Below are 24,004 nucleotides of genomic sequence, written 5' to 3'. Positions count from 1 at the left end.
AGAACGTTCACTGTAATCAGTAAAGGAGTCAGGAGTCAGGAGTCAGGAGTCAGGAGTCAGGAGTCAGGAGTCAAGAGTCAGGAGTCAGGGATGTAAATACGGGCTGGAATGACTGTCAACATTCACTGTAATCAGTAACCCAATTTGCGTTTTTAGTTGTGATTTAAGGTTTGCGAATGCGGGTTTGCTGTTTGTGGGTGAGTGGGTGAGTGGGTGAGTGAGTGAGTGAGTGAGTGAGTGAGTGAGTGAGTGACGCTAAATCATCGGTGGCTTATGGCTGCCTGTACGTGGGTGAAAGCGGGTAGATACTCAGCGTTCAGCCATGGCAAGTGCGCGATAGCGGGTAAGCAGTAACTGGCGAGTTCTGGCGGGTACCCATGCTCTACAGGCGATATTGAAGAGTCTTCATCAAGTAAGGGCCAGAGCAAGAACGACTGGAGAGGCGTGCTCGGTGATATATGACCAATGGCAAATGACCAATTAAAGATAAGAAGAGAAGAGAGAAGAGAGAAGAGAGAAGAGAGAAGAGAGAAGAGCATTTTAGCTGCTCTTACTGGTGGAGTGTCCGGTTTGAACGGGGGTTATTACATGCTCCCATTGCCGGCTCACCCCGATACGCAATGTTTGTCTTTAAACTCCAACGTTCACTGTAATCAGCAAAGCAGGCGAAGACCGTCCTCCTGCCCCCCCCCTAATCCCGAGTCGTAACATTCACTGTAATCAGTAACTGCTGCTCGCTGGCAAAGTCATTTTCGTTCACTGTAATCAGTAAAGCGATCCTCAGTGACCATAACGATCAGGCAGAAAATGTATCGGAAGAGGGAAGGGCTGCTGAGCATTCACTGTAATCAGTGACAGCGTGACGCGCATGATTGAAGCCTCAAATCCATCCCCCAACCGCATTGGCATAACGTTCACTGCAATCTGCAATAAAGGGAAAAATTCACTGTAATCAGTGAAGGTGACCAACCCTGTCACTTTCACTGTTTATTTGTACAGACAATATACTGATTACAGTGAACGAATGCCGATCATTAAATATTACCTATAATATTCAGATGGTTATATTAAATCATTCACTATAATCTGTTTTCACCGCATCACCACCATTCACTGTAATCAGCATCCAAATGCGCTATGGCTAATGTTCACTGTAATCAGCAAACCCACTGCAAAAGAGGGCGTGCGAGTGTTAAACACCCACCTGGTAAGTACTCACTATCATATTTAAGCCCAATAAATCGTCGAATCTGATAACACCCTAAGTGGATGCAAGACTAACGTGTAGCTGAATACTGTTTACAGTGAACGTTACTGATTACAGTGAATACATGATGGGATGCAGATTACAGTGAACAGTGTGGAGAAGAAGTGTGTCACTTTTGGCGATTAAGTGACACACTCAAGGGAAGGGGGCTGATTACAGTGAACGTGAAAAATCAGTCTTCAAACTCAATATCATCGAGGGAATCAATGCTCTCAAGATTGCTGATACCGTCCAGCTTCGGCGTTCTGCTATGGATAATAAAGAACACAGAACGTCCACGCTTCACCTCTGAGTAGTCGAGGTAGCCAATCTCCTTAAGCTGCTCCATCGCGCGTCGGACCACGTGGTTTTGCGTGGTCGTCTTAGAGCCTAAGTTTAAACGCATGCGCAGACGCGCCAGCGATATAGGTGCAGGATTGGTTGGCAGGCTTTCCAGGTAGGTATATAACGCCTGAGCCGATTCCTTACGTTTGAGCCGTGAAATAGCACGCAGCTGTAGCAAAACTTTATGGTCAAAGTTATACAGCTCAAACAGTTTAGGATCGGCCTGAATGCGCACCAGATCCTTTTCACGATCGTAATACGCCGACTGCACAAGGTGGGTATGATACGCTTTGCCATTACCTTCAAAGGACAACGTATTGGTTGCGATGCGTCTTAAAGAGGCATCTAAACGCTTACGTAAGGCCGCTGACGAGTTTGCCGATGGGATCCCGCACATTTTCACGAAATCAATAAACGGCAGCGTCACGGTGTCGCCCTTTGAGGGATAACGCGAGAAAGACTGAATGATGCCAGCCCAGGTTTTGAAATCATTATCCATATCCAGCCTTGCGCCAGTAATGGTAATCTTTTCATAGCCTTCCGCTTTAACTAACGAAAGGTTCTTGAGCTCTTTAGTGGCGTCCGTTGAAGCCATCGCGCCCGATTTACCACGCGCAGTAGACTTTAGTGTCGGAACGAACAGACCCAGGCGCATCAACGCGACCGGTTGTACGGTGTTATTTTTATTAGGATGAAGCTGGATAACCTCACCGCTGTTTTTTGTCACCGACAGAAAAGGTTCTAGTAACGCCTTGTTTTCACTCTCTTTATCTGCCATAGCCTGAGATCTTCATTCTGTGGATGAAAAGGATCGATTTCTGATTACAGTGAACATTAACACTGTTTATAGTGAACATTCTACAGTCTATAGTGAATATTATGCTGATTGTAGTGAACGTTTTTCTGATTATAGTGAACACGATCACCTTCTCAGGCCTTGTGGGGTGCGGCTTGCAGCGATCGGGGATCTCTTAGGATCTCTTTAAGATCTCTCTATGATCTTTCTTTTAGATCTATTCACTGTATAACTGCATAACCCTATGAAGATTCAGCTTCTACCCTCAAAAACTGTCAGAAAATACAGGTCAGTAAGATTGATCCCACCAATGGCGAAAAAACATTAATTCTCTGCGAAGAAGATCCGCTTATTTCATCAGAAGAGAACAACTTCCTCATTATTATTCATTTTTCATCAACCTTCACCGAGCGTAAGGTGAAACTCATATTCATCCCCTACAACTCATGACGAAGGCATCTTATGACTGACAACGTTATTTCACGTAACCCAACCACTGGCGAAATCATCGCATCCTATCCATTGCAGAATGCCGCTGAGCTCGAAGCTGCGTTACAGAGTAGCGCCGATGCATTCGCACAATGGCGAGCCACCAGCATGGCGCAGCGCGTCATCGTATTACGCCAGTTAGCAGAACAGATCCGCCAGCGTCAGGATCAACTCGCCACCATGGCAACCCTGGAAATGGGTAAACCCATTGCACAGGCTCGTGCTGAAGTCCTTAAATGCGCAAATCTTTGTGACTGGTACGCTGAGCAGGGCCCAGCCATGTTGGCAGACAAGCCCACGCTGGTGGAAAATCAGCAAGCCTGGCAATCGTTTCGTCCATTAGGCGTGATTCTTGCGGTAATGCCGTGGAACTTCCCTTACTGGCAGGTGCTGCGCGGTGCAGTCAGCATGTTACTGGCAGGCAACACGTATGTGCTCAAACACGCGCCAAGCGTCATGGGTTCAGCCAATCTGATGACAGAGCTGTTTGATGCAACCGATCTGCCAAAAGGTGGCTTCACAGTGATTAACGTCGATAACGATGGCGTTTCGGCTGCAATTAAGGATCCGCGTATTGCGGCTGTTGCGGTGACAGGTAGTGTGCGGGCGGGCGGTGCTATTGCAGCACAAGCCGGTGCGGTATTGAAAAAAACCGTGCTGGAACTCGGCGGCGCAGATCCTTTTATTGTTCTGGCAGATGCCGATCTGGATGCAGCAGTAGCTTCAGCGGTCACTGGGCGCTACCAGAACACCGGACAGGTCTGTATGGCAGCCAAACGGTTCATCATTGAAGAAAGTGTCGCAGAAGCGTTTGAGGCGCGTTTTAGCGCTGCTGTGCAAGCATTAAAGATCGGTGATCCTCTGAGCGAAGAAACTTATATCGGTCCAATGGCGCGTTATGACCTGCGTGATGAATTGGATCAGCAAGTACAGCAGACCCTGAAGCAGGGAGCTCGCCTGGTCATCGGTGGCCACAAGATCGATGGTGTCGGTAACTACTATGCCCCAACGATCCTTGCTGACGTGACACCAGACATGACCGCTTTCCAGCAGGAGATCTTTGGCCCCGTGGCAGCGATTACCGTGGCACGTAATGCACAGCATGCTTTAGAGCTGGCGAATAACAGCGAATTTGGTTTGAGCGCTACCGTGTGGAGCGGTAACGAAGCGATAGCCAATGAGCTGGCAGAGAAGCTAGAAACGGGCGCAGTCTTTATCAATGGCAACGGTGCTTCCGACCCTCGCGTGGCCATTGGTGGCGTGAAGAAAAGCGGCTACGGTCGTGAACTTTCCAGCTTTGGTGTTCACGAATTCTGTAATATCCAGACCGTCTGGAAAAACCGTCGTTAAGACTTTTAGGGCGTGCGCTGCACGCCCTTATTCCTCGTATTTCATCCCGCCTTACTGTTAATTCCCCGTTAAAATTGTTGTGGAGTAGCTCAAAGAATCCGCTAATGGTATTATAAAGGTATTGTTAGTGGTGTTAGATTGGCCTCACCTACACCGGGGAGTCCTTTTTAAATGAAAACAACAATCCCAAAATTATCCTTCATGATGTTTCTTGAGTGGTTTATCTGGGGCGCATGGTTTGTACCGCTCTGGGCTTTTCTCAGCAAAAATGGTTTTTCGCCCGTTGAGATCGCCTGGTGCTATGCCTGCACGTCGATAGCCGCCATCCTGTCGCCGATCCTCGTTGGATCTTTGGCAGACCGCTTCTTCCAGGCACAAAAGGTATTGTCGCTGCTGATGATCGTCGGTTCCATTCTGATGTATTTTGCGGCACAGCAGACGCACTTCAGTGGTTTCTTCCCACTGCTGTTGTTGTATGCGCTCACCTACATGCCAACCATTGCGCTAACGAACAGCATTGCCTTTTCACATGTTGGCGATGTTGAACGTGATTATCCACGCGTGCGCGTGATGGGTACTTTAGGCTGGATTGCGTCAGGGATCGCCTGTGGTTTCTTGCCACCGTTAATGGGCTTTGGCGATATTTCAGCAAGTAATGTCCCGCTACTAATCACAGCTGCCAGTTCACTGTTGCTGGGGATCTTTTCGCTGATGCTGCCAGCCACTGAGCCGAAGAGCACTGGGAAATTCAGTCTGCGTGTGGCGCTGGGGCTGGATGCACTGCATCTCCTGAAAGATCGCAGTTTCCTGGTGTTCTTTGTTTGTTCCTTCCTGTTCAGTATGCCGCTGGCGTTTTACTACATCTTTGCCGAAGGCTATCTGACGGAAGTGGGCCTGCCGCACGCCACCGGTTGGATGACGCTGGGACAGGTATCGGAAATCTTCTTCCTGTTGGCATTGCCGTTCTTTATCAAGCGTTTTGGTATCGGCAAGGTGTTGCTGCTTGGCTTAACCACCGCAGCGTTGCGCTACATATTCTTCGTGTTCGGCGGAGATCAAAATGCCCTGACGATTGGCCTGTTGTTTATGGGCATCCTGTTGCACGGCGTCAGCTATGACTTCTACTTCATCACCGCTTATATCTACGTTGACAAAAAAGCACCGGTCGCGATGCGCAACGCGGCACAGGGCCTGATCACGCTCGCATGCCAGGGTATTGGCAGCTTACTGGGCTATCGTCTCGGCGGATATTTGATGCAGGAGATGTTCGCTTACGACCAGCCACGCAATGGCCAGACGTTCAACTGGGCGGGCATGTGGATGTTCGGCAGCGTGATGATCATCATTATCACTATCGCCTTCATCGTGCTGTTCCGCGATGGCAAAAAACGCAGTGAAGAATTAACCGCTTTCGAGCAATCAGCCACCGCTGATAGCCATAAATAAGAGATGTAATGATGACAATGACACTCCAGGAAAAACGGATTTTAGGCGCTTTTTATGGTCAGGCTCTGGGCGATGCGATGGGTATGCCATCGGAATTGTGGCCGCGCAGTCGCGTTAAGCAGCATTTTGGTTGGATTGATGGTTTTCTACCGGGACCTGCCGAAAACAATGCGGCCTGCTATTTTGGCCGCGCAGCATTTACTGACGATACGTCGATGGCGCTGGCGCTGGCCAATGCGATAGTCACCCATGATGGCGATATAAACGCCGAGACTATTGGAGCCAATATCCTGCGTTGGGCGGAGGAGTTTGATGCCTTTAACAAAAACGTGTTAGGGCCCACATCAAAGATAGCCCTGAATGCACTGAAAATGGGTACGCCAGTGACGCAACTGGATAACAACGGCATGACCAATGGTGCGGCAATGCGCGTTTCGCCACTCGGTTGTCTTTTGCCAGCCAAAGATCTGGACGCTTTTATTGACGCTGTCGCACTGGCTTCCAGTCCTACGCACAAATCTGATGTCGCTATCGCGGGGGCAACGGTGATTGCCTGGGCCGTCTCACGTGCTATTGACGGAGCAAGCTGGACATCCATCCGCGATGAGCTGCCTGCGATTGCACGCGCTGCGCAGGAAAAACGCATCACGACCTTCAGCGCTTCCATGGCCGCGCGTGTTGAGTTGGGGCTGAGCGTTGTGGCACAGGGCAGAGGTGTGGAATCAACGATGCAGCAAATTTATGATTTGGTGGGCACCGGGACGGCCACTATCGAATCGGTCCCGGCGGCTATTGCAATGGTTGAGTTGGCTAACACTGACCCGAATCGCTGCGCCATTCTGTGTGCCAATCTGGGGGGCGATACCGATACTATCGGCGCGATGGCTGTCGCCATTTGCGGTGCGCTGCATGGCATTGATGGGATTGATTCACAGCTCAAAGCGGAGCTGGATGCTGCCAACGCGCTTGATTTCACGCGCTACAGCAGCGCTTTTGTGCAGTTTCGTCAGCTGCGTGAGGCCGCTTATGCTGACGCCAGATGACCTGAATCGGTTGGAAGGCCGTTTGCCCGTTTGCGTCATTGGTGCAGCTGTGGTTGATGTGATTGCCGATGCGTATTCATTACCGCATCGGGGAAGTGACATTGAACTCCACCAGCAGGGCGTTAATGTGGGCGGATGTGCGTTGAATGTGGCGATCGCGTTGCATCGACTGGGCATTCCTTCCACCAATGCGCTGCCACTGGGTAACGGTATTTGGGCCAATATTGTGCGGCAGAAGCTGACGGAATATGGCATTACCAGCGTGATGGAAACCAGCAAAGGAGATAATGGCTGGTGTCTGGCACTGGTGGAGCCAGACGGCGAGCGCACGTTTCTGTCTGTTAGCGGTGTCGAAAATCTGTGGGATGCCGAACTGCTGGGCACATTGCCACAAGCCGCACACCGTTGGATCTACCTTTCTGGCTATCAACTCACCAGTAAAAGCGGCGATGTGCTGATTGAGTGGCTTGAGCAGCAGGCTCAGACCTATCATATGCTGGTGGATTTCGGTCCGCGTTTGGCTGATATCGGTGAGCGCCAATTTGCCCGCGTGATGGCGCTAAAACCACTGATTACAGTGAACAGACAGGAAGCGGAATTACTTTGGCAGGAGCGGTTAAATCAACATGAATCCTTCGATGCCCGCCACTTAATGAAGCAATGGCAACAACGCTTTGGATCGCCGCTGGTGGTGCGTTTGGACAGTGATGGCGCAGGTTATGTTGATGCGGACTCTCAGGGCTGGATCCCTGCTCTGGCGACGAAAGTGGTTGACACGATTGGCGCCGGTGACAGCCATGCGGGGGGACTTTTAGCGGGGCTCGCTTCAGGTTGGTCGCTGGCCGAGAGCGTGGCGTTGGGCAATGTTGTCGCGTCTTATGTGGTGTCGCAACGTGGAGGTGATTGCGCACCGGAACGCGCCACGCTGCAGGTATATTGGCAGCAAAGGCTCATTCAGCAATAAAGACGTACATATCGCTGCGACAGTAGCTGATGCTGTACTCCAGCGGATTGCCTTGAGCGTCAAGTGCCAGCTGTTTGATCACCAGCACAGGGACATTGGCGGGCAGAGCAATCTGCTGCTGGAGCGCCTCATCAGGCATGCGGGCACTCACTCTACTTTGCGACTTAACGGGTAAAATCTGATTCTTGTTAAAGTAATCATACAAAGAAATCCCAATATCATCGGCATCCGCAATAAAGCGTGCCGGCACCCAGGATTCTTCCACGGAGACCGCTTGCTGGTCGACATAACGAATACGCTTGAGCAAGTAGACCTCGCTATCTTTGCTTAATCCCAGTTTTTCACCGATCTCCGCGCTGCAAAGAATTTTGCTCTTATTAATCCACACCGTATCCGGCTTTTTACCGCGTAAAACGGCCTGCTGTGACAAACCTTTGGGCTCTTTCAGCGAATACTCAAACTGGCTACAAATCTGTGTACCGTAACCACGTGAACGGAATACCACTCCCTCTTTTTCCAGCTCATCCATTGCTTTACGCACCGTAATGCGCGAGATGCCTAGCAACTGGCTGAAATCTCGTTCACTGGGCAGGATCTCTTCATGCAGCAGAATACCATCGCGCACTGCTTCTTTGATGCCGGTGGCAAAGCGTTTGTACAACGGCGTGCGGCTCTCTTCAGCCAGTGTGGTGGTAAGCCGCGAAAACAGCGGATTCTGTTCAGTCATAGCGGGCTGAGACACTCAATAGGGTTAATCAAGGGAAGATATGATACTGAATTTTGACCGTTCGCGTAGAGACTTTAACCGCATGTTATTGCGGTTATTAGCACATAGGTTCAATCAATTCTTTCGCTTATAATTTGACCTGACCCGTAACGAAGACTATAGTCTTGCTTACGGATTTTTTAAGGCAGGGAGGGGTAAATGGGCATTTACCTGACGCCAGAATTTCAGGAAGAGAGACGTCATGCACGCATCAACGATAAAATTCTGTGTAAAGCTGCTAAGTCGATTTTTGCGGGATTATATGGCGACCCATTAGGACGTTACACGTTCAAAAAACGACTTGGGTTGCCCGGCGTGGGGGCATCTGACGGCGCGCGTAGTATTGTTTTCTTCAATTATGGCAACAACATTTATTTCTTTGATATGTACTTGAAAAGTCAGTTGTCAAAGAAGAAAGGCAAAGAACTGGAAGATGATGAAATTGATGTTTATTGCCGTATCGCTCGGGATTTTATTGCGATGTCAGATGAGAAGGTCAGGGAATTGATTAAGCTAAAAGAATTGATCGAGGTAACTTGTGATGACTGATCGCTTGAAGAAACTCCATGAAATGGCGCAGCGCTACAACAAACTAGGTGTCGTTCAGGACGAGACGGTTGCTGAAATCAGTGCGGCGATCGAAGCACGTAATATCCCTCCTGTGCGCGATATGTCTGGGATTGAGATTAAAGCGGTACGCTTAAGATGGAAGATGTCGCAGGCTGCTTTAGCTATGACCACCGGCATGTCAGTTGAGAGTGTTTCAAAGTGGGAACGTAACGAAAGTAAACCCAATAAAGCGGCTTTACGTATCCTCAACACCATTGAGGATAAAGGCCCAGCGGTTTTCATCCTTTAAAACATAAAAGCCCATCCGGGCTTTTATGCATCAAATCTTCAATCACCGCTCATCAAACGGCACGCCGCCTTTGGATTTGTGATGCTTAGGTGTTTCGATGATTGAGACCGTCACCGAATTGGCATCAATCTCAAACGAGTCTGCGACTGCGGCAGTGACTGCTTTCAACAACTTCTTCTTCTGCTCAACCGTGCGGCCTTCCGCAGCATAAACAACGATCTCTGGCATTTCTGTTTCTCCTACAGGGTTCAGATTCGGTTTCAGCATAACCCAGTCACGCCCGAGCATGCAGCGCCAATTTGTCATAAACACCCCCGCAACCGTTTATCCCTGCAGGCGATCTGTGTTTAAATGTGTATTGTTATGTTATAACGTAATTTCTCTGGGTTTTTTGTAGCGGTATTTTTCGGAAACTATAATGAAATCAATGAAAAAAATGCTGATCGCCACGGCGCTCGGCCTGGCTTCGTGCGCCTCATTCGCGGCGCAGCATCAGGAAAACACGGTGCGCATTGCCGCTCCGTTTGAAATTAAAGGAGCCGATCCGGCGCTTTCTGGCGACATTCTCCTGCGTATGGATGTGGTGGAAACGCTGGTGGAAGTGAACGAACGCGGTGAGCCCATCCCAGCATTAGCTAAAAGTTGGCAGGTATCGGAAGACGGTTTGCGCTGGCAATTACAGCTGCGCGAGAACGTGCATTTTCATGATGGTTCGCGACTCGATGCGGAAGCGGTGGTGAAATCACTTAATACGGCACGCAGTAAAGCGGGATTATTGGACAAGACACCGATCAGTGAGATCAGAGGGGCAGGGCAAGTGGTGACCATCACACTGCGCGAGCCTTTCACCCCGTTGCTTTCCGTTCTGGCGGAAAGCCGCTCCCAAATTTTGGCGTTATCCAGTTGGGATGCACAGGGCAACATCACACGCATCATCGGCTCTGGACCGTTTATGCTGACGGCATTTCAACCGCCGCAGTCGTTAGCGGTGCAACGTTTTGAAGAGTACTGGGGAGAGAAACCGCATATCGCCGCTGCCAGTTATCTCTCTTCTGGCCGGGCAGAAACCCGCGCGCTATTAGCAGAAAGCGGTGATGCGGATTATGTGTTCAATCTTGATGCGGCCAGCCGTCAGCGTCTGGCACGCAAGCCGACGCTGCAGCTTCCCGCCATTCCAGTGCCGCGCACGCTCATGCTGAAGCTTAATCTGGGGGATCCCCTGTTAGCGGAACAGCCGGTGCGCGAAGCGATTAGCATGGCCATTGATCGCAATGCGTTGGCGATGGCGGTGTTGCGTTATCCAGGTGCTGCCAGCCAGTTGTTCCCGCCAAACATGGGCGAATGGCATAACGCGACGCTGCAACCATTGGCCTATCAGCCCGATTTGGCCGTTACCCTGCTGCAAAAAGCCGGCTGGCAATCAGGATCAGACGGAGTGCTAACGCGCAACGGCCAGCGTTTCAGCCTGACACTGCTGACCTTCCCGGATCGCCCGGAACTGCCGTTGATGGCAATGGTTATCCAGCAACAGCTGCGCAAAGTCGGTATTGAAGTGAAGATCAACTCAACTAATGCCAGCGAAATTCCCGCCCAGCATCACAGCGGGAAATTACAAATGGCGCTGTTCTCACGTAATTTCGCCCTGACACCCGATCCTACCGGCACCTTGCTGCAAGATTATGCCGAGAAAGGTGGTGACTGGGGGGCGATGAACTGGCATCCAACAGGATTCAGTGACGCACTGCATACTCTGACGCAATCCACCGATGCGCCCGCGCGTGCCCAAGCTCGAACGCTCATCACTACGGCACTGCAACAGGATCTCCCGGTGATTCCCATCGCCTGGTATCAACAATCTGCAGCGATCAACAGTCAGTTGCAAAACGTCGCGCTCGATCCGTTTGAGCGTCATTTCGGCCTGCGCCAACTGCGTTGGGAGCCGTGAGGATGAGACAATTATGCTGGCGTCTAATGCAGGCGTTTTTTGTGATGCTCTCAGTGGGCTTACTCACCTGGTTTCTGGTGCGGTCATTGCCCGGTGACATGGCGTGGCGCATTGCCAGCGGTCGCTACGGCTATGACCGGGTTGATGCCGATGCTGTCGCACGCGTACAGCAGGAGTTAAGCGGGGCTGCTGAGCAAGGCAGTGCGTTACTGCACTGGTTGTTGGACCTGCTGCAATTTAACTTTGGCCGTTCACTGGTCTCCGGCGAACCGGTGATGGATGAACTGCGCTGGCAACTGAGTCAGACGCTGGCGTTAGCCGGGGCATCCTTGCTGCTGGCGCTGGCTATCACACTGCCGTTGGGTATCTGGGCCGGTTGCCACGCCAATGGCAAACTGGATCGTCTGCTGTTTTGGCTGTCATCACTGCTTAAGTCGGTGCCGCATTTTGCGCTGGGTATGCTGCTGATTGTGCTGTTCGCGCTGCAACTCGACTGGCTGCCGAGTGCGGGACACGGTGAATTACGGCATTTCCTGTTACCGGCGATGACGCTGGCCTTGTCGCTGAGCGCGGTGGGCGTACGCGTGGTGCGTGAAGCCACCTGGCAGGTGGTGAATGCGGGCTATTACCAGTGGGGGGCGCAAAAAGGTCTGACACCCGCCATCTTGCTGCAACGTCACGGTCTACGTAACCTCGGCACCCCGGTACTCACCTGGTTTGGCATGCAGTTTGTCTGGCTGGTGGAAGGCGTGGTGGTGGTGGAAACGTTGTTTGCCTGGCCGGGCATTGGTCATGCATTAGTTCATGCCATCTTTGCCCGCGATGTGCCGGTGATTCAGGCCAGTGCGATGACGCTCGGCCTGCTGTTTGTCCTGCTGAATATGCTGGTAGATGCAGGTTGTCATCTGCTTGATCCGCGAGGGACGCGCCCATGAAATTGACTTCACGCCACGTCGGTGGGTTGTTGCTGGCTCTACTGCTGAGCTACGCCTTTTTGCTGCCTCTGTTTCATCATGGTGATCCTCTGCAACAAGAACTGCTCAACATGTTACAGCCTCCCAGCCAGGCCAATTTACTAGGTTTCGATCACCTGGGGCGTGACATGCTACCGCGCCTGAGTGCGGCGTTGCGCCTGTCACTGGGCCTGGCAGCGCTGTGCGTGATCAGTGCAATGCTGGTCGGAGTGCTGGCAGGTGTCCTCAGCGCGCTCTATGGCGGTGTGATCGACCGTGTAGTCAGTATGCTGGGGGATATGTGCCTGGCGCTGCCAGGGCTACTGCTGGTGTTGTTACTCGCCGCAATTGCACCTGACTCGCCGCAGATGTTGTGGTTAGGGATCTCATTGGTGCTTTGGGTGGAATTCTTCCGCGTCACGCGTGCCACCTTGCGTCCTATTGTGCATTCGCCGGGCATGCAGGCCGCCAGCATGCTGGGTTTCAACCCAATCTATTGTTTTCGTCGTCATCTGTGGCCAGCCCTCGCACCGGTGCTGCTCACGCTTGCGCTGTTCTCGTTCAGCAGCGCCATTATGGCGGTATCGGCGCTTGGATTTATCAGCGTGGGTGTCCGTCCACCCACACCGGAGCTAGGCCTGATGATGACCGAGCTGCTGCCCTTTGCCTGGGAAGCCCCGTGGTTGCTGCTGCAGCCTGTCGTCACCCTGTTTTTATTGCTGATTAGCCTCAACCTGATGATGAAAAAGGAGCGTGTATGAAAGGATTACAGGCCATCGGCATTACGATAACAACGGCGGATGCCACGCTGGTGGAACCCGTCGATTTTCAGCTGCAACCTGGCCAGCCGCTCACCTTATTGGGTGAGACAGGCTCAGGAAAAAGCCTGTTGGCGCAAGCGGTGATGGGAATCTTGCCGAAGGCCTTGCAGGCTAGCGGAACTTTAATTATTAACGGTCAACGTTATCAGTTACCGCAGGATCGCGATGCGTTACGCAGCTTATGGGGAAGCACCCTGGCCTCCCTGCCACAAGAACCCTGGCTGGCGCTGGATCCCACCATGGCAATTCAGCAGCAGGTCGCGGAAGGTTATCGCTATATCCGAGGACATTCAGCGCCGCGTAGTGTGGCAGCTGCGCAGGATGACCTCACACAATTAGGGTTACAGGCTGCGGCACAGAAATTCCCGTGGCAATTATCCGGCGGCATGGCACAGCGCGCGGCATTTGCCGCCGCGCGCGCAGGCGGTGCAGAAATCCTGATAGCAGATGAACCGACCAAGGGGTTGGATGCCTCCCGACGCGATGACGTTTCTGCATTGCTGCGTCGTGAAGTGGCGGAAGGTGGGACGTTGCTGACCATCACTCACGATATCGCGCTAGCACGTCAGCTGGGCGGAAATGTCATCGTCATGCACAAAGGCAAAGTGATCGAGCAAGGCCAAGCACAGCTAGTGCTGCACACCCCGCAGCAGGGTTATACCCGCGAATTGCTGGCCGCCGATCCCGTTGCCTGGCCGCAACGGCAAACCACGGTGATCCGCAGCAAACCCGTGGTGAGTGCGCAGGGTATAAAACTGCAGCGCGGCGGAAATACGTTGGGCGTGCCAGAGAATTTCGTCCTGCATGCTGGGGAAATGGTCGGTTTACATGGTGCCAGCGGCAGTGGGAAAAGCAGCTTTGGCGACGTATTGCTGGGGTTACTCACACCGCAACAGGGCAGCATCACACGTCATGTTGCGGCGAGTGCGTTGAAGTATCAGAAGATCTATCAGGATCCCTCGGCGCTGTTTCCCCCCACACGCACGCTGTCACAAAGCCTGGAGGATGTGCTGCGCCGTCATTGCATTGAACGGTCAAAACGCGACAGGCTAATGGAGCAATTGGCTTTAGATCCTTCATAGCTCACGCGCTGCCCGGATTCGCTCTCGGGCGGCGAATTACAGCGCTTTTCTCTGCTACGCGTCATGCTGCTTGAACCGGTTTTCCTGTTCGCTGATGAGCCGACATCGCGACTCGATCCGCTGGTACAGCAGCAAACCCTGCAGCTGATCACCCAGATGGCGCGTCAGCAGCAGTGCGGCGTGCTGCTGGTGAGTCACGATCGCGAACTGCTGGAGAAGGGGACAGATCGCGTGATCGCGATGCAGGCGGCTTAACGCTCTGGCGGCTGGCTATCACCGACACCCAGTGAGCGCTGCATCACGACGGTGTCGAGCCAGCGGCCATGTTTGAAGCCCACCGATTTCATCACACCGGTGTGCTCAAAGCCGAGCGCCCGGTGTAAACCCAGCGATCCCTGATTGGCGCTATCCCCGACGATGGCGATGATCTGACGAAAACCAGCTGCTTCTGCCAGCGCAATCGCTTTTTGCAATAACGCCCGTCCTACGCCACGTCCGGTTTGCTCGCAGTCGAGATAAATCGAATCCTCCAGCGTAAAGCGATAGGCATAGCGTGGTCGATAAGGCGCCAGATAACAGTAACCCAGCACCTGTTCATCCTCCTGCGCCACCAGCCAGAAGCCACCGCGCTGCTGGACATCCTTGATACGGTTTAGCATTTCACTTTCGCTGGGAGGCTCTGTCTCAAAGGTGGCGGTGCCGTGTAACACATGCCAGGCATAGATTTTTTGAATGGCGGCGGCGTGGTGCGGTCGGGCGGGAATAATATCCATATGTTCCTGATAATCGGCTAGCGAAAAACACAGCATGCCACTGCGCTGCGTGGCGATCATCGGGTTTTATCAGAGGAAATTATTATGGGTAACGGCTCCCCGCCCGAGTGGGCGAGGGTATACGGGACCGTTGCTAGTTTTGCTCGGAAAGCTGCACCGCCATGGTATTCGCTTCCAGCGCTTCGAAGATGTGCGGTTCATCGGCCGGATAGCAGATGTAGTCACCGGGATGCAACTCAACGGGCGCATCAGTCGGGCCGACTAATGCGCGGCCCTGAGCAATGATAATGTGCTCTACGGAACCCGGTGGATGCGGATGCGAGGCGCGCGGTGCGCCTGGCTGGCTGGTGATCAGGTAGAGATCGCGGCGTCCACCCGGCGGGCAGCTGGCCAGAAGTGCTGCCTGATAATCCGCTAATTCAGCTGACACCATCATGCCCTCGCCGCGACGGATCACTTGTAAACGCTTCACTTCCGGCTCCATCAAACGGGCGAAAGGAATATTCAGCGCCACGCACAATGACCATAGCGTCTCAATGCTGGGATTGCCGTTGCCCGCTTCCAACTGGGATAGCGTGGATTTCGCGATACCGGCGCGACGAGCGACTTCGGTTAACGAGAGTCCGGCACGCTGACGTTCACGCACTAATCCAGCAGAGATAAGATCGATAGGCGGCGTCACAATTACTCCTGTTCTTTATATCGAACGTTTTGTTCATCTTGTAAAACACTCAGGGTGCGTTCATTATAACGGCTTTCCTGTTCGATATGAGATCAAATTGTGATGCGTCTGGGTGCAGTTCCGCTTGATCGCGGCATATTAAAAGCGATTTTTCTGGTATGTCTGGCCGACGGTATTGTTGGACTCTCTTACGGTTCGCTGGCAGCGGCAGATGGTTTTCCGCTGTGGGTGCCGATCGCGCTCTCCACGATGGTGTTGGCAGGCGCATCTGAATTTCTCTTTATCGGTATTGTAGCTGGGGGTGGGAGCCCGCTTACGGCAGCGGCGGCAGGTTTGCTGGTCAATGCGCGTCACTTACCGTTTGGTATTGCGGTGAAAGATCTGGTCGGGCAGGGCGGACGCAGTTTGCTGGGTTGCCATATCATGAATGATGAAAGCGTGGTGTTTGGCATTTCGCAAAAGACGCACTCTCAGCGACGTGCCGCATATTGGGTATGTGGTTTGGGCATTTTTGCAATCTGGCCACTCAGCGTGGTGTGCGGCGCGTTTATCGGGCGCTTCATCCCCGACGTCTCAGCGATGGGTCTCGATGCGGTTTTTCCCGCTATTTTGATCGCACTGATCTTTCCCGCCCTGCGCCAACGTCGCACGCGTATTCCGGCTACGCTCGGCACCGCATTGTCAGTGCTCGCCACGCCGTTTGTTCCGGCGGGAATGCCGGTATTGTTCTCGTTACTGGGTTTACTTAGCTGGCGGGAGCGCAAAAATGCACAATAATCTCGTGATCGCCGGTATCGCGCTGCTGGCCGTTGGCACTTACGTGATGCGCTTTGCGGGCTACCGTTTGGGAAGTCGTATGCAGATGTCGGATTCCGTGCGCAATATGCTCTCGGATGCTGCGACGGTGCTGTTGCTGGCGGTTGCCGTCACCACGGCATTATTTGAAGGGAACCATTTTGCGGGTATCGCGCGGATAGCCGGCGTGTTATTTGCTGTGTTTCTCGCCTGGCGTCGTACGCCGCTGATTTTGGTGATAATTGGCGCGGCCACAATGACCGCCTTGCTGCGTTATCTTGGCGTGCCCTGAACCAAAAAGAACACACGCGCGGCAAGCGTTTTGCTACTGTGGGATATCCGTCATCATCGCACAGAGAAAAATCCATGACACCGCGCTTAGCTCATCCACATGAAGCAGCCGACTTGTGGCGCATCCGCAATCTCGCGATTCGCTATGGCTGCCAGTCAGTTTATCCGCCTGAAGTGATTGCTGCATGGACGCCTGATGCGTTGCCGTCAGGTTACTTTGAGGCGATCAAGGGTAATCCCTTCTTCGTGATTGACGATCCTGAACTGGGTGTCGCAGCCACGGGTTTTCTTGATCTCAAAAGCGGCAGCGTAGAAGCGATATTTACCCTGCCAGCGTGCAACGGCAAAGGCTATGCCAGCGCCATTATGATCGCGATTATCGCGGAAGCCCGCAAGCGCGGTTTCCGTCAACTGACCCTGGCCGCAACCCCCAATGCCAGCGGTTTTTATCTGCGGCATGGCTTTAGCACCGTGCGTGAGGCCTTGTATCCTTCCGCATTAGCCAAAGCCGATCTCCCCTGCGTCGAAATGATACTGACACTATGATTAAGTAAGTGAAAACAACATGGACAGCGCCAAAATGGTGATTAATTGCGTGGCCTATCGCCACGGAAAACGTGAAGAGCATGTCGATGTCGCCGACATTAGCGAAGTACTCAAAGACGAGAGTGCGTTTATCTGGCTGGGTTTGAATCAGCCTGAACCGGCTTTTATGCAGACGTTGCAGGAAGAGTTCGGCTTACATGAGTTAGCCATTGAGGATGCGCTGGTAGCCCATCAGCGCCCGAAGATTGAGCAGTATGGTGAATCGGTTTTTATCGTGGTGAAAACGGCACATCTTGATGATCAGCAGCGTATCAGCTTTGGTGAAACCCACTTTTTCCTCGGTAAAAACTTCCTGATCACCGTGCGTCACGGATCATCAGAAGGCTATGCGGCGATTCGCGCCAGAGCAGAAAAAAACCACACCATGTTGTGCCAGGGACCGGGTTACGCGTTTTACTGCATCCTCGACTTTATCGTCGACCACTACAGCAAAATCACCGAATCACTCAGCGAACGCATTGGTACGCTGGAAGAGGGCATGTTTACCACGCGCTTTGACAGTAAAACCCTCGAAGATGTCTATCATCTGCGGCGCGAACTGCTGGCGCTGCGTAATGCCGCGATGCCGGTGACTGAAATCTGCGCCCAGCTGGCGCGTTTTCACGAAGACATTATCCCGAAGAATTTGCGCGCCTACCTGCGTGACGTCCAGGATCATGCTCACCATGTGATGATCGATGCCGAAGACATGCGCGAAATGCTGACCAGTGCGATGCAGGTTAATCTGGCGCTGGTGTCGGTTCAGCAGAGTGAGGTGAATAAGAAGCTGGCTGGCTGGGGTGCGGTGCTGATCGTCCCGACCATTGTCTTCAGTATGTACGGCATGAACTTCTCTGATATGCCCGAACTAAAAACCCACTTCGGCTACCCTGCGGTGCTGGTTGTCACGTTGGCGATTTGTGGCGTGATGTGGTCACGACTGAAAAAAGCGGGCTGGTTGTAATCTTTTTATCAGATGACTTTATTATCACTGCGCTGGTGATAGCGGCGCAGTGAGTTGAGATTTCCTTTCCGCATATTTCCCCGAGCGAATTTCCAGCATCTGAGTCGCTGCGCGTGTTGTCACGCAAAACCTTCACCGAATTGCCATGGATTCGTCATCTTGCTGCTTTTTCCATCATCATCTTTTCCTATAATAACGGCAGATTAAATACAACATATCCCACATTAACCACATAACCCGGTCTTGCTTCATTCGCCAACAGTTGCCACTATCGCTTCATAGTGATGCCAGAAACACAGGGTGTAACAATGGCGAAAGACCCGGCTTTATCTCATTCAATGCCTGATGTCATTAATGCGGCGCAACAGATACGTTGCGGCGAGGTGAGCAGCGAAACGCTGGTGGGAAATTGCCTTAAGCAAATCAAAACCCACAATCCCACATTGAATGCCTTTGGCGATGTTTACGATGAGCAGGCGTTGGAAGAGGCTATAAGCTGCGACCGCGAACGTCAGTCAGGCAAGATTCGTGGCCCACTGCACGGTGTGCCGTTCGGCGTGAAAGATTTGTTCTCAACGGCAGGCTTGCGCACGACCAAAGGATCACTGACCTCACTGGATAACGTGCCAGAAAGTGACGCCCCCATTATTGAGCGACTGAAGGCGGCGGGAGCAATCATTGTCGGTAAAACCGCAACCACCGAGTTTGGCTGGACCGGATCAAGCTATTCACGGGTATTTGGCCATGGGCGCAATCCGTGGAACCCGGCGCTAACCAGTGGTGGATCCAGTTCGGGATCGGCAATCAGTGTTGCGGCGCGCATGGTGCCTGCGGCGCTGGGCTCTGACGGTGGTGGCTCGGTGCGTATTCCCGGTGCATATTGCGGCATTTTCGCCCTTAAAGCCTCGCTGGGACGCATCCCGACCTGGCCGTGGTCTGCGACTGAAATGCTCAGCCATGCCGGACCGATGACGCGCACCGTTCGTGATAGCGCGCTGCTGTTTGATCTGCTTTCGGGACCGGATGCGCGCGACCACCAGGCGCTGCCAGCCAAAAGTGAATCCTGGCTGGCACGCTGCGACCAGCCGCTGCCTTCACTGCGTGTGCATTACAGTCCAACGCTGTTCAACACCCCGGTCGACGAGCAGATTGCGCGTTGCGTTGAACAGGCGGTAGAGCAGATTGCTCATTCTTTGCCAGTGACGCTAATGGCACGCCCGCTGGACTGGTCATCACCGTTCGATGCGTTTGACACCTTATGGAGCGGCGGGCGCGGTGTGGCTTATGGCGCCGCACTGCAGCAGCAGCTTGACCAGCTCGATCCGGGCTTTGCCGCGCTGATTGAACGCGCGCAAAGCCTGAATCTGGCCGACTACCTGGCGGCACAAAAACAGCGTGCGGCCTTTGCCGGACAGGTACACGCCTTGTTTGACAGCGTGGATCTACTGATCACGCCTACGCTGCCGGTTCTGCCGTTCGCGGCCGATCGCCATGTGCCGGAAAATCAGTCGCCGGGCGATAGCGGAGTAGAGTGGGCGCGCTGGACACCTTTCACCTGGCCATTCAATTTGAGTGGTAATCCGGCGGCGACGATTCCCTGTGGTTTTACCCCGCAGGGGTTGCCGGTGGGTTTGCAGGTGATTGGCCGACGTTATGCGGAAGGCGACGTTTTGCAGTTCTGCGCGGCGCTCGAAGCGCTGATGCCGTGGGATCAACATCAACCTTCTCTGTAGGGCGCGGCCTTGAGACCGCCCTAAAGGTATACTGCGGTTTTGGTCGATCAAAACAGAAGGTAAGCATGATTAATCAGCCACGACTGGATGAAATAAAACGGATTTTACACCACGAAAAGCGGGTACGCGTGACGGAGCTGGCGCAGAAATTCGTGGTATCAGAAGAGACGATTCGACGCGATCTTAAATATCTGGAAGAGCAAAGCGTATTACGGCGCGTGCACGGCGGTGCCATTTTACCGGTGCCCAGCGAAGAGCAGCCGTTACAGATCCGCAGCCGTATCAAGCCACGTGCTAAAGCGCGAATCGGTCAGCTGGCAAGCGAATTGGTGGAAGAGGGGATGGCGCTGTTTCTGGATACCGGCACCTCAACGCTGGCACTGGCGCAGCAGCTGACCCGCTTCTCACGTTTGAAGGTCGTCACTAACTCAATGGATATCGCCGCGCTGCTGACGCAGCAAAGCGACAACGCTGTCACGCTAACACCAGGGCGCGTTCGGCGAAATGATAACGCACTCATTGGCCCCCATACGCTGGAGTTCGCACGTCAATTCCACTACGACATTGCCTTTATGGGCATAGGTGCAGTGGATCGGGACAACGGTTTTATGGATTACGAAGAGCCTGAGGCGTTATTAAGGCGCGTGCTGAGCACGCACTGTCGCCAGAGTGTGATTCTGGCAGATGAAGGCAAATTTGGACTGCGAACCTTTGTGAACACGCTGTCGTTTAGCGCGGTCGACATCTTAGTGACCAATGCGCGACCTGCGGCAGCTTTTGTAGCGAGTCTGGAGAGTGCCCATGTCAACATCCTCCATCCCGGCAATGCCGCGGATGACACCGCAAGATTATCAGGCGTTTGATGCGCTGTTCGCCCTCAGCAGCAGCATCGGTGCGACACCCGCAGGCGGCTTACATCGCCTGACGGCGTCCGCTGCGGATAAGCAAATGCGCGATGCCTTTTGTACCTGGCTGACGCAACAGGGTTTTCACGTTCACGTGGATGAAATTGGCAATATCTTTGGCTTGATGACGCTTTGTGAAGGCGCGCCGTGGGTGCTGTGCGGTTCGCATCTGGATAGCCAACCGCAGGGAGGACGCTTCGATGGCGCCTACGGCGTCACCGGTGCAGCGGTGACCATTGCAACCTTGGCTCGCCAGCTGCGCGACCAGGCGCACACCGCGCAGCGTAATCTGGCGGTGGTGAACTGGACCAATGAGGAAGGGGCGCGCTTTCAACCCAGTCTGACCGGTAGTTCGGTGTTCACCGGCGCACTCTCGCTGGAGCAGGCGCTCGCATGCCGTGATGGCGAAGGCATCTCGCTGGAAACAGCGTTACAAAGTATTGGCTATTGCGGAACGGCGTTAGCGGATCTGCCGGTGGCGGCCTATTGCGAACTGCATGTTGAGCAAGGTCCACATCTTGAGTTGCAGCAGAAGCAGATTGGTGTGGTGACAGAAACCTGGGCGGCGCTGAAGTGGCAGGTGACGTTTCGCGGCGAGCAAAACCATACTGGCCCCGCCTTAATGGAGCGTCGGCGGGACGCGCTGTTGGCGGCCGCGCACACCATTGTGGCGGTGCGTGCCGAGGCCGAACGTTGTGGCGACGCGCTGCACAGCTCAGTGGGTCGCCTGGAAACTGCGCCTAATTCGCCGAATGTCGTGACTTCTGAGGCCACCTTATTTATAGAGTTTCGTTCTGCTGATGAAGCACTGTTGAGCCAATTGCGCGACAGCTTCAGCCAGCAAATGCAATCGATTGCGCAGTTAACCGCAACGGATGTCAGTCTCGACAGATCGCAGTATCGTCCACGGCAGCAGTTACATTCGGCACTCAGTGAACTGGCCTTAGCACAGGCGGAAAACCTTGGGTTGAAGGCGATGCCGATGCGTTCGGTGGCCGGTCACGATGCGATAAGCATGAGCTATCACTGCCCAACTGCATTGCTGTTTGTGCCTAGCGTGGGCGGTCTCTCGCACAATGAACGTGAATTCACCGCCGTCGCCGACCTGCATCGCGGTCTCGATCTGCTGATGGCGCTGCTGAGTGAGCTATGCCTGAACGGGGAGGGTGCCCTATGTTGATACGTTTGCAGCAAGCGCTGGCGGATTGGCAGCCAACGCAATCCTTTGATATTCAGCCCGGTACCGCTGGCGTGGCGTCGCCGCATCGGCTGGCGACGGAATGGGCCGGATTTCGCTTGCAGTCGGCGGGCCAGGGTTATTACGCCAAGGTGCTGTTCGATGATCAGAAAGCCTTGATCGATTTCCAGCGCAGTGCCGAAATCAGCCGTCAGGCGGGCGAGTTGGGCATCGCGCCCGCGCTGTGCCACGCCGATCCGCACACTGGCGTACTGATCTTTGCGGCGCTGGATGACGGTTTCCGCTGGGCGCGACTGGATGCGTTACGCGATCCGCATCACTTTGCCAGCCTGACGTGCACGCTGGATAAACTACACCACTCTGGTTTGCCACTGCCCTCACACAGTCGCCAACAGGATATGTTGCAGCTACGTCTGCAAGTGGAAACGCATGGTGTGCAATTGCCAGAGGAGCTGCAGTGGATGGGGGAATGTGTCGATCTGGCGTGGGAGGCCCTCAGCGCCGCATCGTTTACACCCGTGTTGATCCACGGCGATAACATTGCCAGCAACTGGATGGTCAACGCTCAGGGTGAATGGCGCTTACTGGACTTTGACTACGCTGCACGGGGCGATGCCTGGCACGATATCGCCACGCTCATCCACGAACAATTGCCTACCGACGACCGCTGGCGTGATGCTATTCGGGCGTGGCGCGGGGACTGCAGCGAGGCCGATGTGGCGCGTTGCCGCTTGTATGCGCTGGTTGATGACTATCACTGGACGCTATGGGGCATGCTGAACGGCGCCACCAGCTCGCGCGGTCTGGAGTTTGCCAAGCTTGGTCAGTGGATGCTGTTACGTTGCCGTCAAAGCCTGAGCGATCCCCGTTTTGAACGTTGGTTAAACCTGACTGCGGAGCAGGCAAAATGAGCAAATCTCTGGGTGAAGCACAAAGCTGGCAGGAACAGCGGGTCGAACAAGCCATCACGGCGATGCCGGAATGGCAGGGCAGGGCGGTGCAGTATCGTCCAGTGAGCGGCGGTATTTCTAACGCCAACTGGCATGTCGCAGTAGAAGGCGCGCCTTGTGCTTATTTCGTCAAAATTCCCGGCGAAGGCACCGAACGCTTTATCAATCGTGACACCGCACATGAAGCGAGCCTGAAAGCCGCGCAAACCGGCTACGGCGTGCCGGTGGTGGCGTATCTGCGCGATCTGGGTGTGGAAGTGTTTGAGTTCATTGATGGCTGGCGCGCATCGTCTAATCTCGATTTTCAGCAATCTGCGATTCGCCATCGTGCGTTGCAGGGCTTGAAAAGCTTCAACGACCAGCCGTTGCTCAAGCAGAACAAAACCGTATTCGACATGCTAAACGAACACATTGAGCAGGTCAGTGCACTCAATGTCGCGTTCTCTGCCGATGCCGCCTGGTTGCACAAACAGGCACAGCGCGCGCAGCAGGCGTTAGAAGCAGCGGGAATAGATTTGGTGCCATGCATGAATGACACTTTGGCCGGTAATTTTATGCTTAACGCGCAGAATGATATTCGCTTGGTTGATTTTGAATATGCATCAAATAATGATCGCTGTTATGAGTTAGCGCTATGGTTTGGTGAAATGTTTTTCACTCCGAAAATTGAACAGGAATTACTGGAGGACTATTTCGGCAAAGTGGATGCCGCATTATTTGCGCGCGTGCAAGTCCATAAATACCTGGCCGATATGAAATGGTCAACCTGGGCCATTATTCAACATCATGTGGCTGATATCGATTTTGATTTTTCGAAATATGGTGCCTGGAAACATTTACGGGCGCGCAGCGTGCTAAATCATCCCGATTGGGAAAACTGGCTGCGCGCATTGTAAGTTCAACCCAGAGTCCTTAACTCCTTGTTCGTCAGGTTATAACATTATCGGTCCGTTGTACCTTCGGGCAGCGCTTTTGCTTTTTATCGTTGAGGTTACACCAAAGGGGAAATGCTGATATTCAGCA

Annotated in this window: 23 protein-coding genes and 1 pseudogene; 19 read left to right on the top strand and 5 right to left on the bottom strand. The window is 53.4% G+C overall.

The window, feature by feature from the left end; all coding sequences use genetic code 11:
* Positions 1–1,439: 1,439 nt before the first annotated feature.
* On the bottom strand, positions 1,440–2,369 hold the full coding sequence (locus VH86_RS03765) for a RepB family plasmid replication initiator protein (RefSeq protein WP_034822338.1): 930 nt from the start codon (positions 2,367–2,369) through the stop codon (positions 1,440–1,442).
* A gap of 480 nt (positions 2,370–2,849) precedes the next feature.
* On the opposite strand from VH86_RS03765, the gene VH86_RS03760 reads away from it, so the two are divergent.
* The 4 genes from VH86_RS03760 (at position 2,850) to VH86_RS03745 (ending at position 7,679) form a co-directional block, all read left to right on the top strand.
* Positions 2,850–4,226: an aldehyde dehydrogenase family protein gene (locus VH86_RS03760; RefSeq protein ID WP_045831931.1), complete on the top strand. Its 1,377-nt coding sequence runs from the start codon at positions 2,850–2,852 to the stop codon at positions 4,224–4,226.
* Between the two features lie 171 nt (positions 4,227–4,397).
* Positions 4,398–5,672, top strand: coding sequence for a nucleoside permease (locus VH86_RS03755; protein WP_045831930.1), 1,275 nt, complete (start codon positions 4,398–4,400; stop codon positions 5,670–5,672).
* An 11-nt stretch (positions 5,673–5,683) separates the two neighbouring features.
* Positions 5,684–6,715: an ADP-ribosylglycohydrolase family protein gene (locus tag VH86_RS03750; RefSeq protein WP_045831936.1), complete on the top strand. Its 1,032-nt coding sequence runs from the start codon at positions 5,684–5,686 to the stop codon at positions 6,713–6,715.
* Positions 6,699–7,679: a PfkB family carbohydrate kinase gene (locus tag VH86_RS03745; RefSeq protein ID WP_045831929.1), complete on the top strand. Its 981-nt coding sequence runs from the start codon at positions 6,699–6,701 to the stop codon at positions 7,677–7,679. The genes VH86_RS03750 and VH86_RS03745 overlap by 17 nt, the downstream gene beginning before the upstream one ends.
* On the opposite strand, the gene VH86_RS03740 is transcribed toward VH86_RS03745, so the two are convergent.
* Positions 7,666–8,406: a GntR family transcriptional regulator gene (locus VH86_RS03740; RefSeq protein WP_045831928.1), complete on the bottom strand. Its 741-nt coding sequence runs from the start codon at positions 8,404–8,406 to the stop codon at positions 7,666–7,668. The genes VH86_RS03745 and VH86_RS03740 overlap by 14 nt on opposite strands.
* Positions 8,407–8,604: 198 nt before the next feature.
* Between VH86_RS03740 and VH86_RS03735 the strand changes: the two genes are divergently transcribed.
* Both VH86_RS03735 and VH86_RS03730 read left to right on the top strand, forming a co-directional pair.
* Positions 8,605–8,994, top strand: coding sequence for a type II toxin-antitoxin system RelE/ParE family toxin (locus tag VH86_RS03735; RefSeq protein ID WP_045816787.1), 390 nt, complete (start codon positions 8,605–8,607; stop codon positions 8,992–8,994).
* Entirely contained in the window at positions 8,987–9,304 is a 318-nt protein-coding gene (locus VH86_RS03730; protein ID WP_045831927.1) for a DNA-binding transcriptional regulator, read from the top strand. Before VH86_RS03735 ends, VH86_RS03730 begins: the two co-directional genes overlap by 8 nt.
* A 42-nt stretch (positions 9,305–9,346) precedes the next feature.
* On the opposite strand, the gene VH86_RS03725 is transcribed toward VH86_RS03730, so the two are convergent.
* The gene (locus tag VH86_RS03725; RefSeq protein ID WP_034822328.1) at positions 9,347–9,532 is read right to left on the bottom strand and encodes a tautomerase family protein; all 186 of its coding nucleotides are present in this window, start codon (positions 9,530–9,532) and stop codon (positions 9,347–9,349) included.
* A gap of 190 nt (positions 9,533–9,722) precedes the next feature.
* Between VH86_RS03725 and VH86_RS03720 the strand changes: the two genes are divergently transcribed.
* From VH86_RS03720 to VH86_RS03705, 4 genes and pseudogenes are all read left to right on the top strand, one after another.
* Positions 9,723–11,249 carry an ABC transporter substrate-binding protein gene (locus VH86_RS03720; RefSeq protein WP_045831926.1) on the top strand — a complete coding sequence of 509 codons (1,527 nt, stop codon included), beginning with the start codon at positions 9,723–9,725 and terminating at the stop codon, positions 11,247–11,249.
* Positions 11,250–11,251: 2 nt separating this feature from the next.
* Positions 11,252–12,184, top strand: a complete 933-nt coding sequence (locus tag VH86_RS03715; RefSeq protein ID WP_045831925.1) for an ABC transporter permease — start codon at positions 11,252–11,254, stop codon at positions 12,182–12,184.
* Positions 12,181–12,963, top strand: coding sequence for an ABC transporter permease (locus VH86_RS03710; protein ID WP_045831924.1), 783 nt, complete (start codon positions 12,181–12,183; stop codon positions 12,961–12,963). The genes VH86_RS03715 and VH86_RS03710 overlap by 4 nt, the downstream gene beginning before the upstream one ends.
* Positions 12,960–14,360 (top strand): annotated as a pseudogene (locus VH86_RS03705) (ABC transporter ATP-binding protein). The gene VH86_RS03710 and the pseudogene VH86_RS03705 overlap by 4 nt, the downstream one beginning before the upstream one ends.
* Here VH86_RS03705 and VH86_RS03700 read toward each other — a convergent pair.
* Positions 14,357–14,878, bottom strand: a complete 522-nt coding sequence (locus VH86_RS03700) for a GNAT family N-acetyltransferase (RefSeq protein ID WP_045831935.1) — start codon at positions 14,876–14,878, stop codon at positions 14,357–14,359. The pseudogene VH86_RS03705 and the gene VH86_RS03700 overlap by 4 nt on opposite strands.
* A 133-nt stretch (positions 14,879–15,011) precedes the next feature.
* Positions 15,012–15,560, bottom strand: coding sequence for a helix-turn-helix domain-containing protein (locus VH86_RS03695; protein WP_045831923.1), 549 nt, complete (start codon positions 15,558–15,560; stop codon positions 15,012–15,014).
* 102 nt (positions 15,561–15,662) lie between these two features.
* Between VH86_RS03695 and VH86_RS03690 the strand changes: the two genes are divergently transcribed.
* The 9 genes from VH86_RS03690 (at position 15,663) to VH86_RS03650 (ending at position 23,877) form a co-directional block, all read left to right on the top strand.
* A complete protein-coding gene (locus VH86_RS03690) occupies positions 15,663–16,337 on the top strand; it encodes an AzlC family ABC transporter permease (protein ID WP_045831922.1) in 675 nt (224 codons plus the stop codon).
* Entirely contained in the window at positions 16,327–16,647 is a 321-nt protein-coding gene (locus tag VH86_RS03685) for an AzlD domain-containing protein (RefSeq protein WP_045831921.1), read from the top strand. Before VH86_RS03690 ends, VH86_RS03685 begins: the two co-directional genes overlap by 11 nt.
* Before the next feature lie 74 nt (positions 16,648–16,721).
* Positions 16,722–17,192 carry a GNAT family N-acetyltransferase gene (locus VH86_RS03680; RefSeq protein WP_045831920.1) on the top strand — a complete coding sequence of 157 codons (471 nt, stop codon included), beginning with the start codon at positions 16,722–16,724 and terminating at the stop codon, positions 17,190–17,192.
* Positions 17,193–17,226: 34 nt separating this feature from the next.
* Positions 17,227–18,195: a magnesium/cobalt transporter CorA gene (gene corA / locus VH86_RS03675; RefSeq protein WP_045816797.1), complete on the top strand. Its 969-nt coding sequence runs from the start codon at positions 17,227–17,229 to the stop codon at positions 18,193–18,195.
* 308 nt (positions 18,196–18,503) lie between these two features.
* Entirely contained in the window at positions 18,504–19,928 is a 1,425-nt protein-coding gene (locus VH86_RS03670) for an amidase (RefSeq protein ID WP_231647092.1), read from the top strand.
* 65 nt (positions 19,929–19,993) lie between these two features.
* Positions 19,994–20,791, top strand: coding sequence for a DeoR/GlpR family DNA-binding transcription regulator (locus VH86_RS03665; RefSeq protein WP_045831919.1), 798 nt, complete (start codon positions 19,994–19,996; stop codon positions 20,789–20,791).
* On the top strand, positions 20,730–22,013 hold the full coding sequence (locus VH86_RS03660) for a Zn-dependent hydrolase (protein ID WP_045831918.1): 1,284 nt from the start codon (positions 20,730–20,732) through the stop codon (positions 22,011–22,013). Before VH86_RS03665 ends, VH86_RS03660 begins: the two co-directional genes overlap by 62 nt.
* Complete coding sequence (locus VH86_RS03655; RefSeq protein ID WP_045831917.1) at positions 22,007–22,942, top strand: phosphotransferase; 936 nt, start codon at positions 22,007–22,009, stop codon at positions 22,940–22,942. The genes VH86_RS03660 and VH86_RS03655 overlap by 7 nt, the downstream gene beginning before the upstream one ends.
* On the top strand, positions 22,939–23,877 hold the full coding sequence (locus VH86_RS03650; RefSeq protein ID WP_045816773.1) for a choline kinase family protein: 939 nt from the start codon (positions 22,939–22,941) through the stop codon (positions 23,875–23,877). Before VH86_RS03655 ends, VH86_RS03650 begins: the two co-directional genes overlap by 4 nt.
* The last annotated feature ends 127 nt before the right edge of the window (positions 23,878–24,004 follow it).

The organism is Pantoea sp. BL1 (genome assembly GCF_000963985.1).
GTDB classification, from domain to species: Bacteria; Pseudomonadota; Gammaproteobacteria; order Enterobacterales; family Enterobacteriaceae; genus Pantoea; species Pantoea rwandensis_B.
Note: the sequence above shows the minus strand (reverse complement) of the source record. Positions and strands in the feature narration are given on the sequence as shown.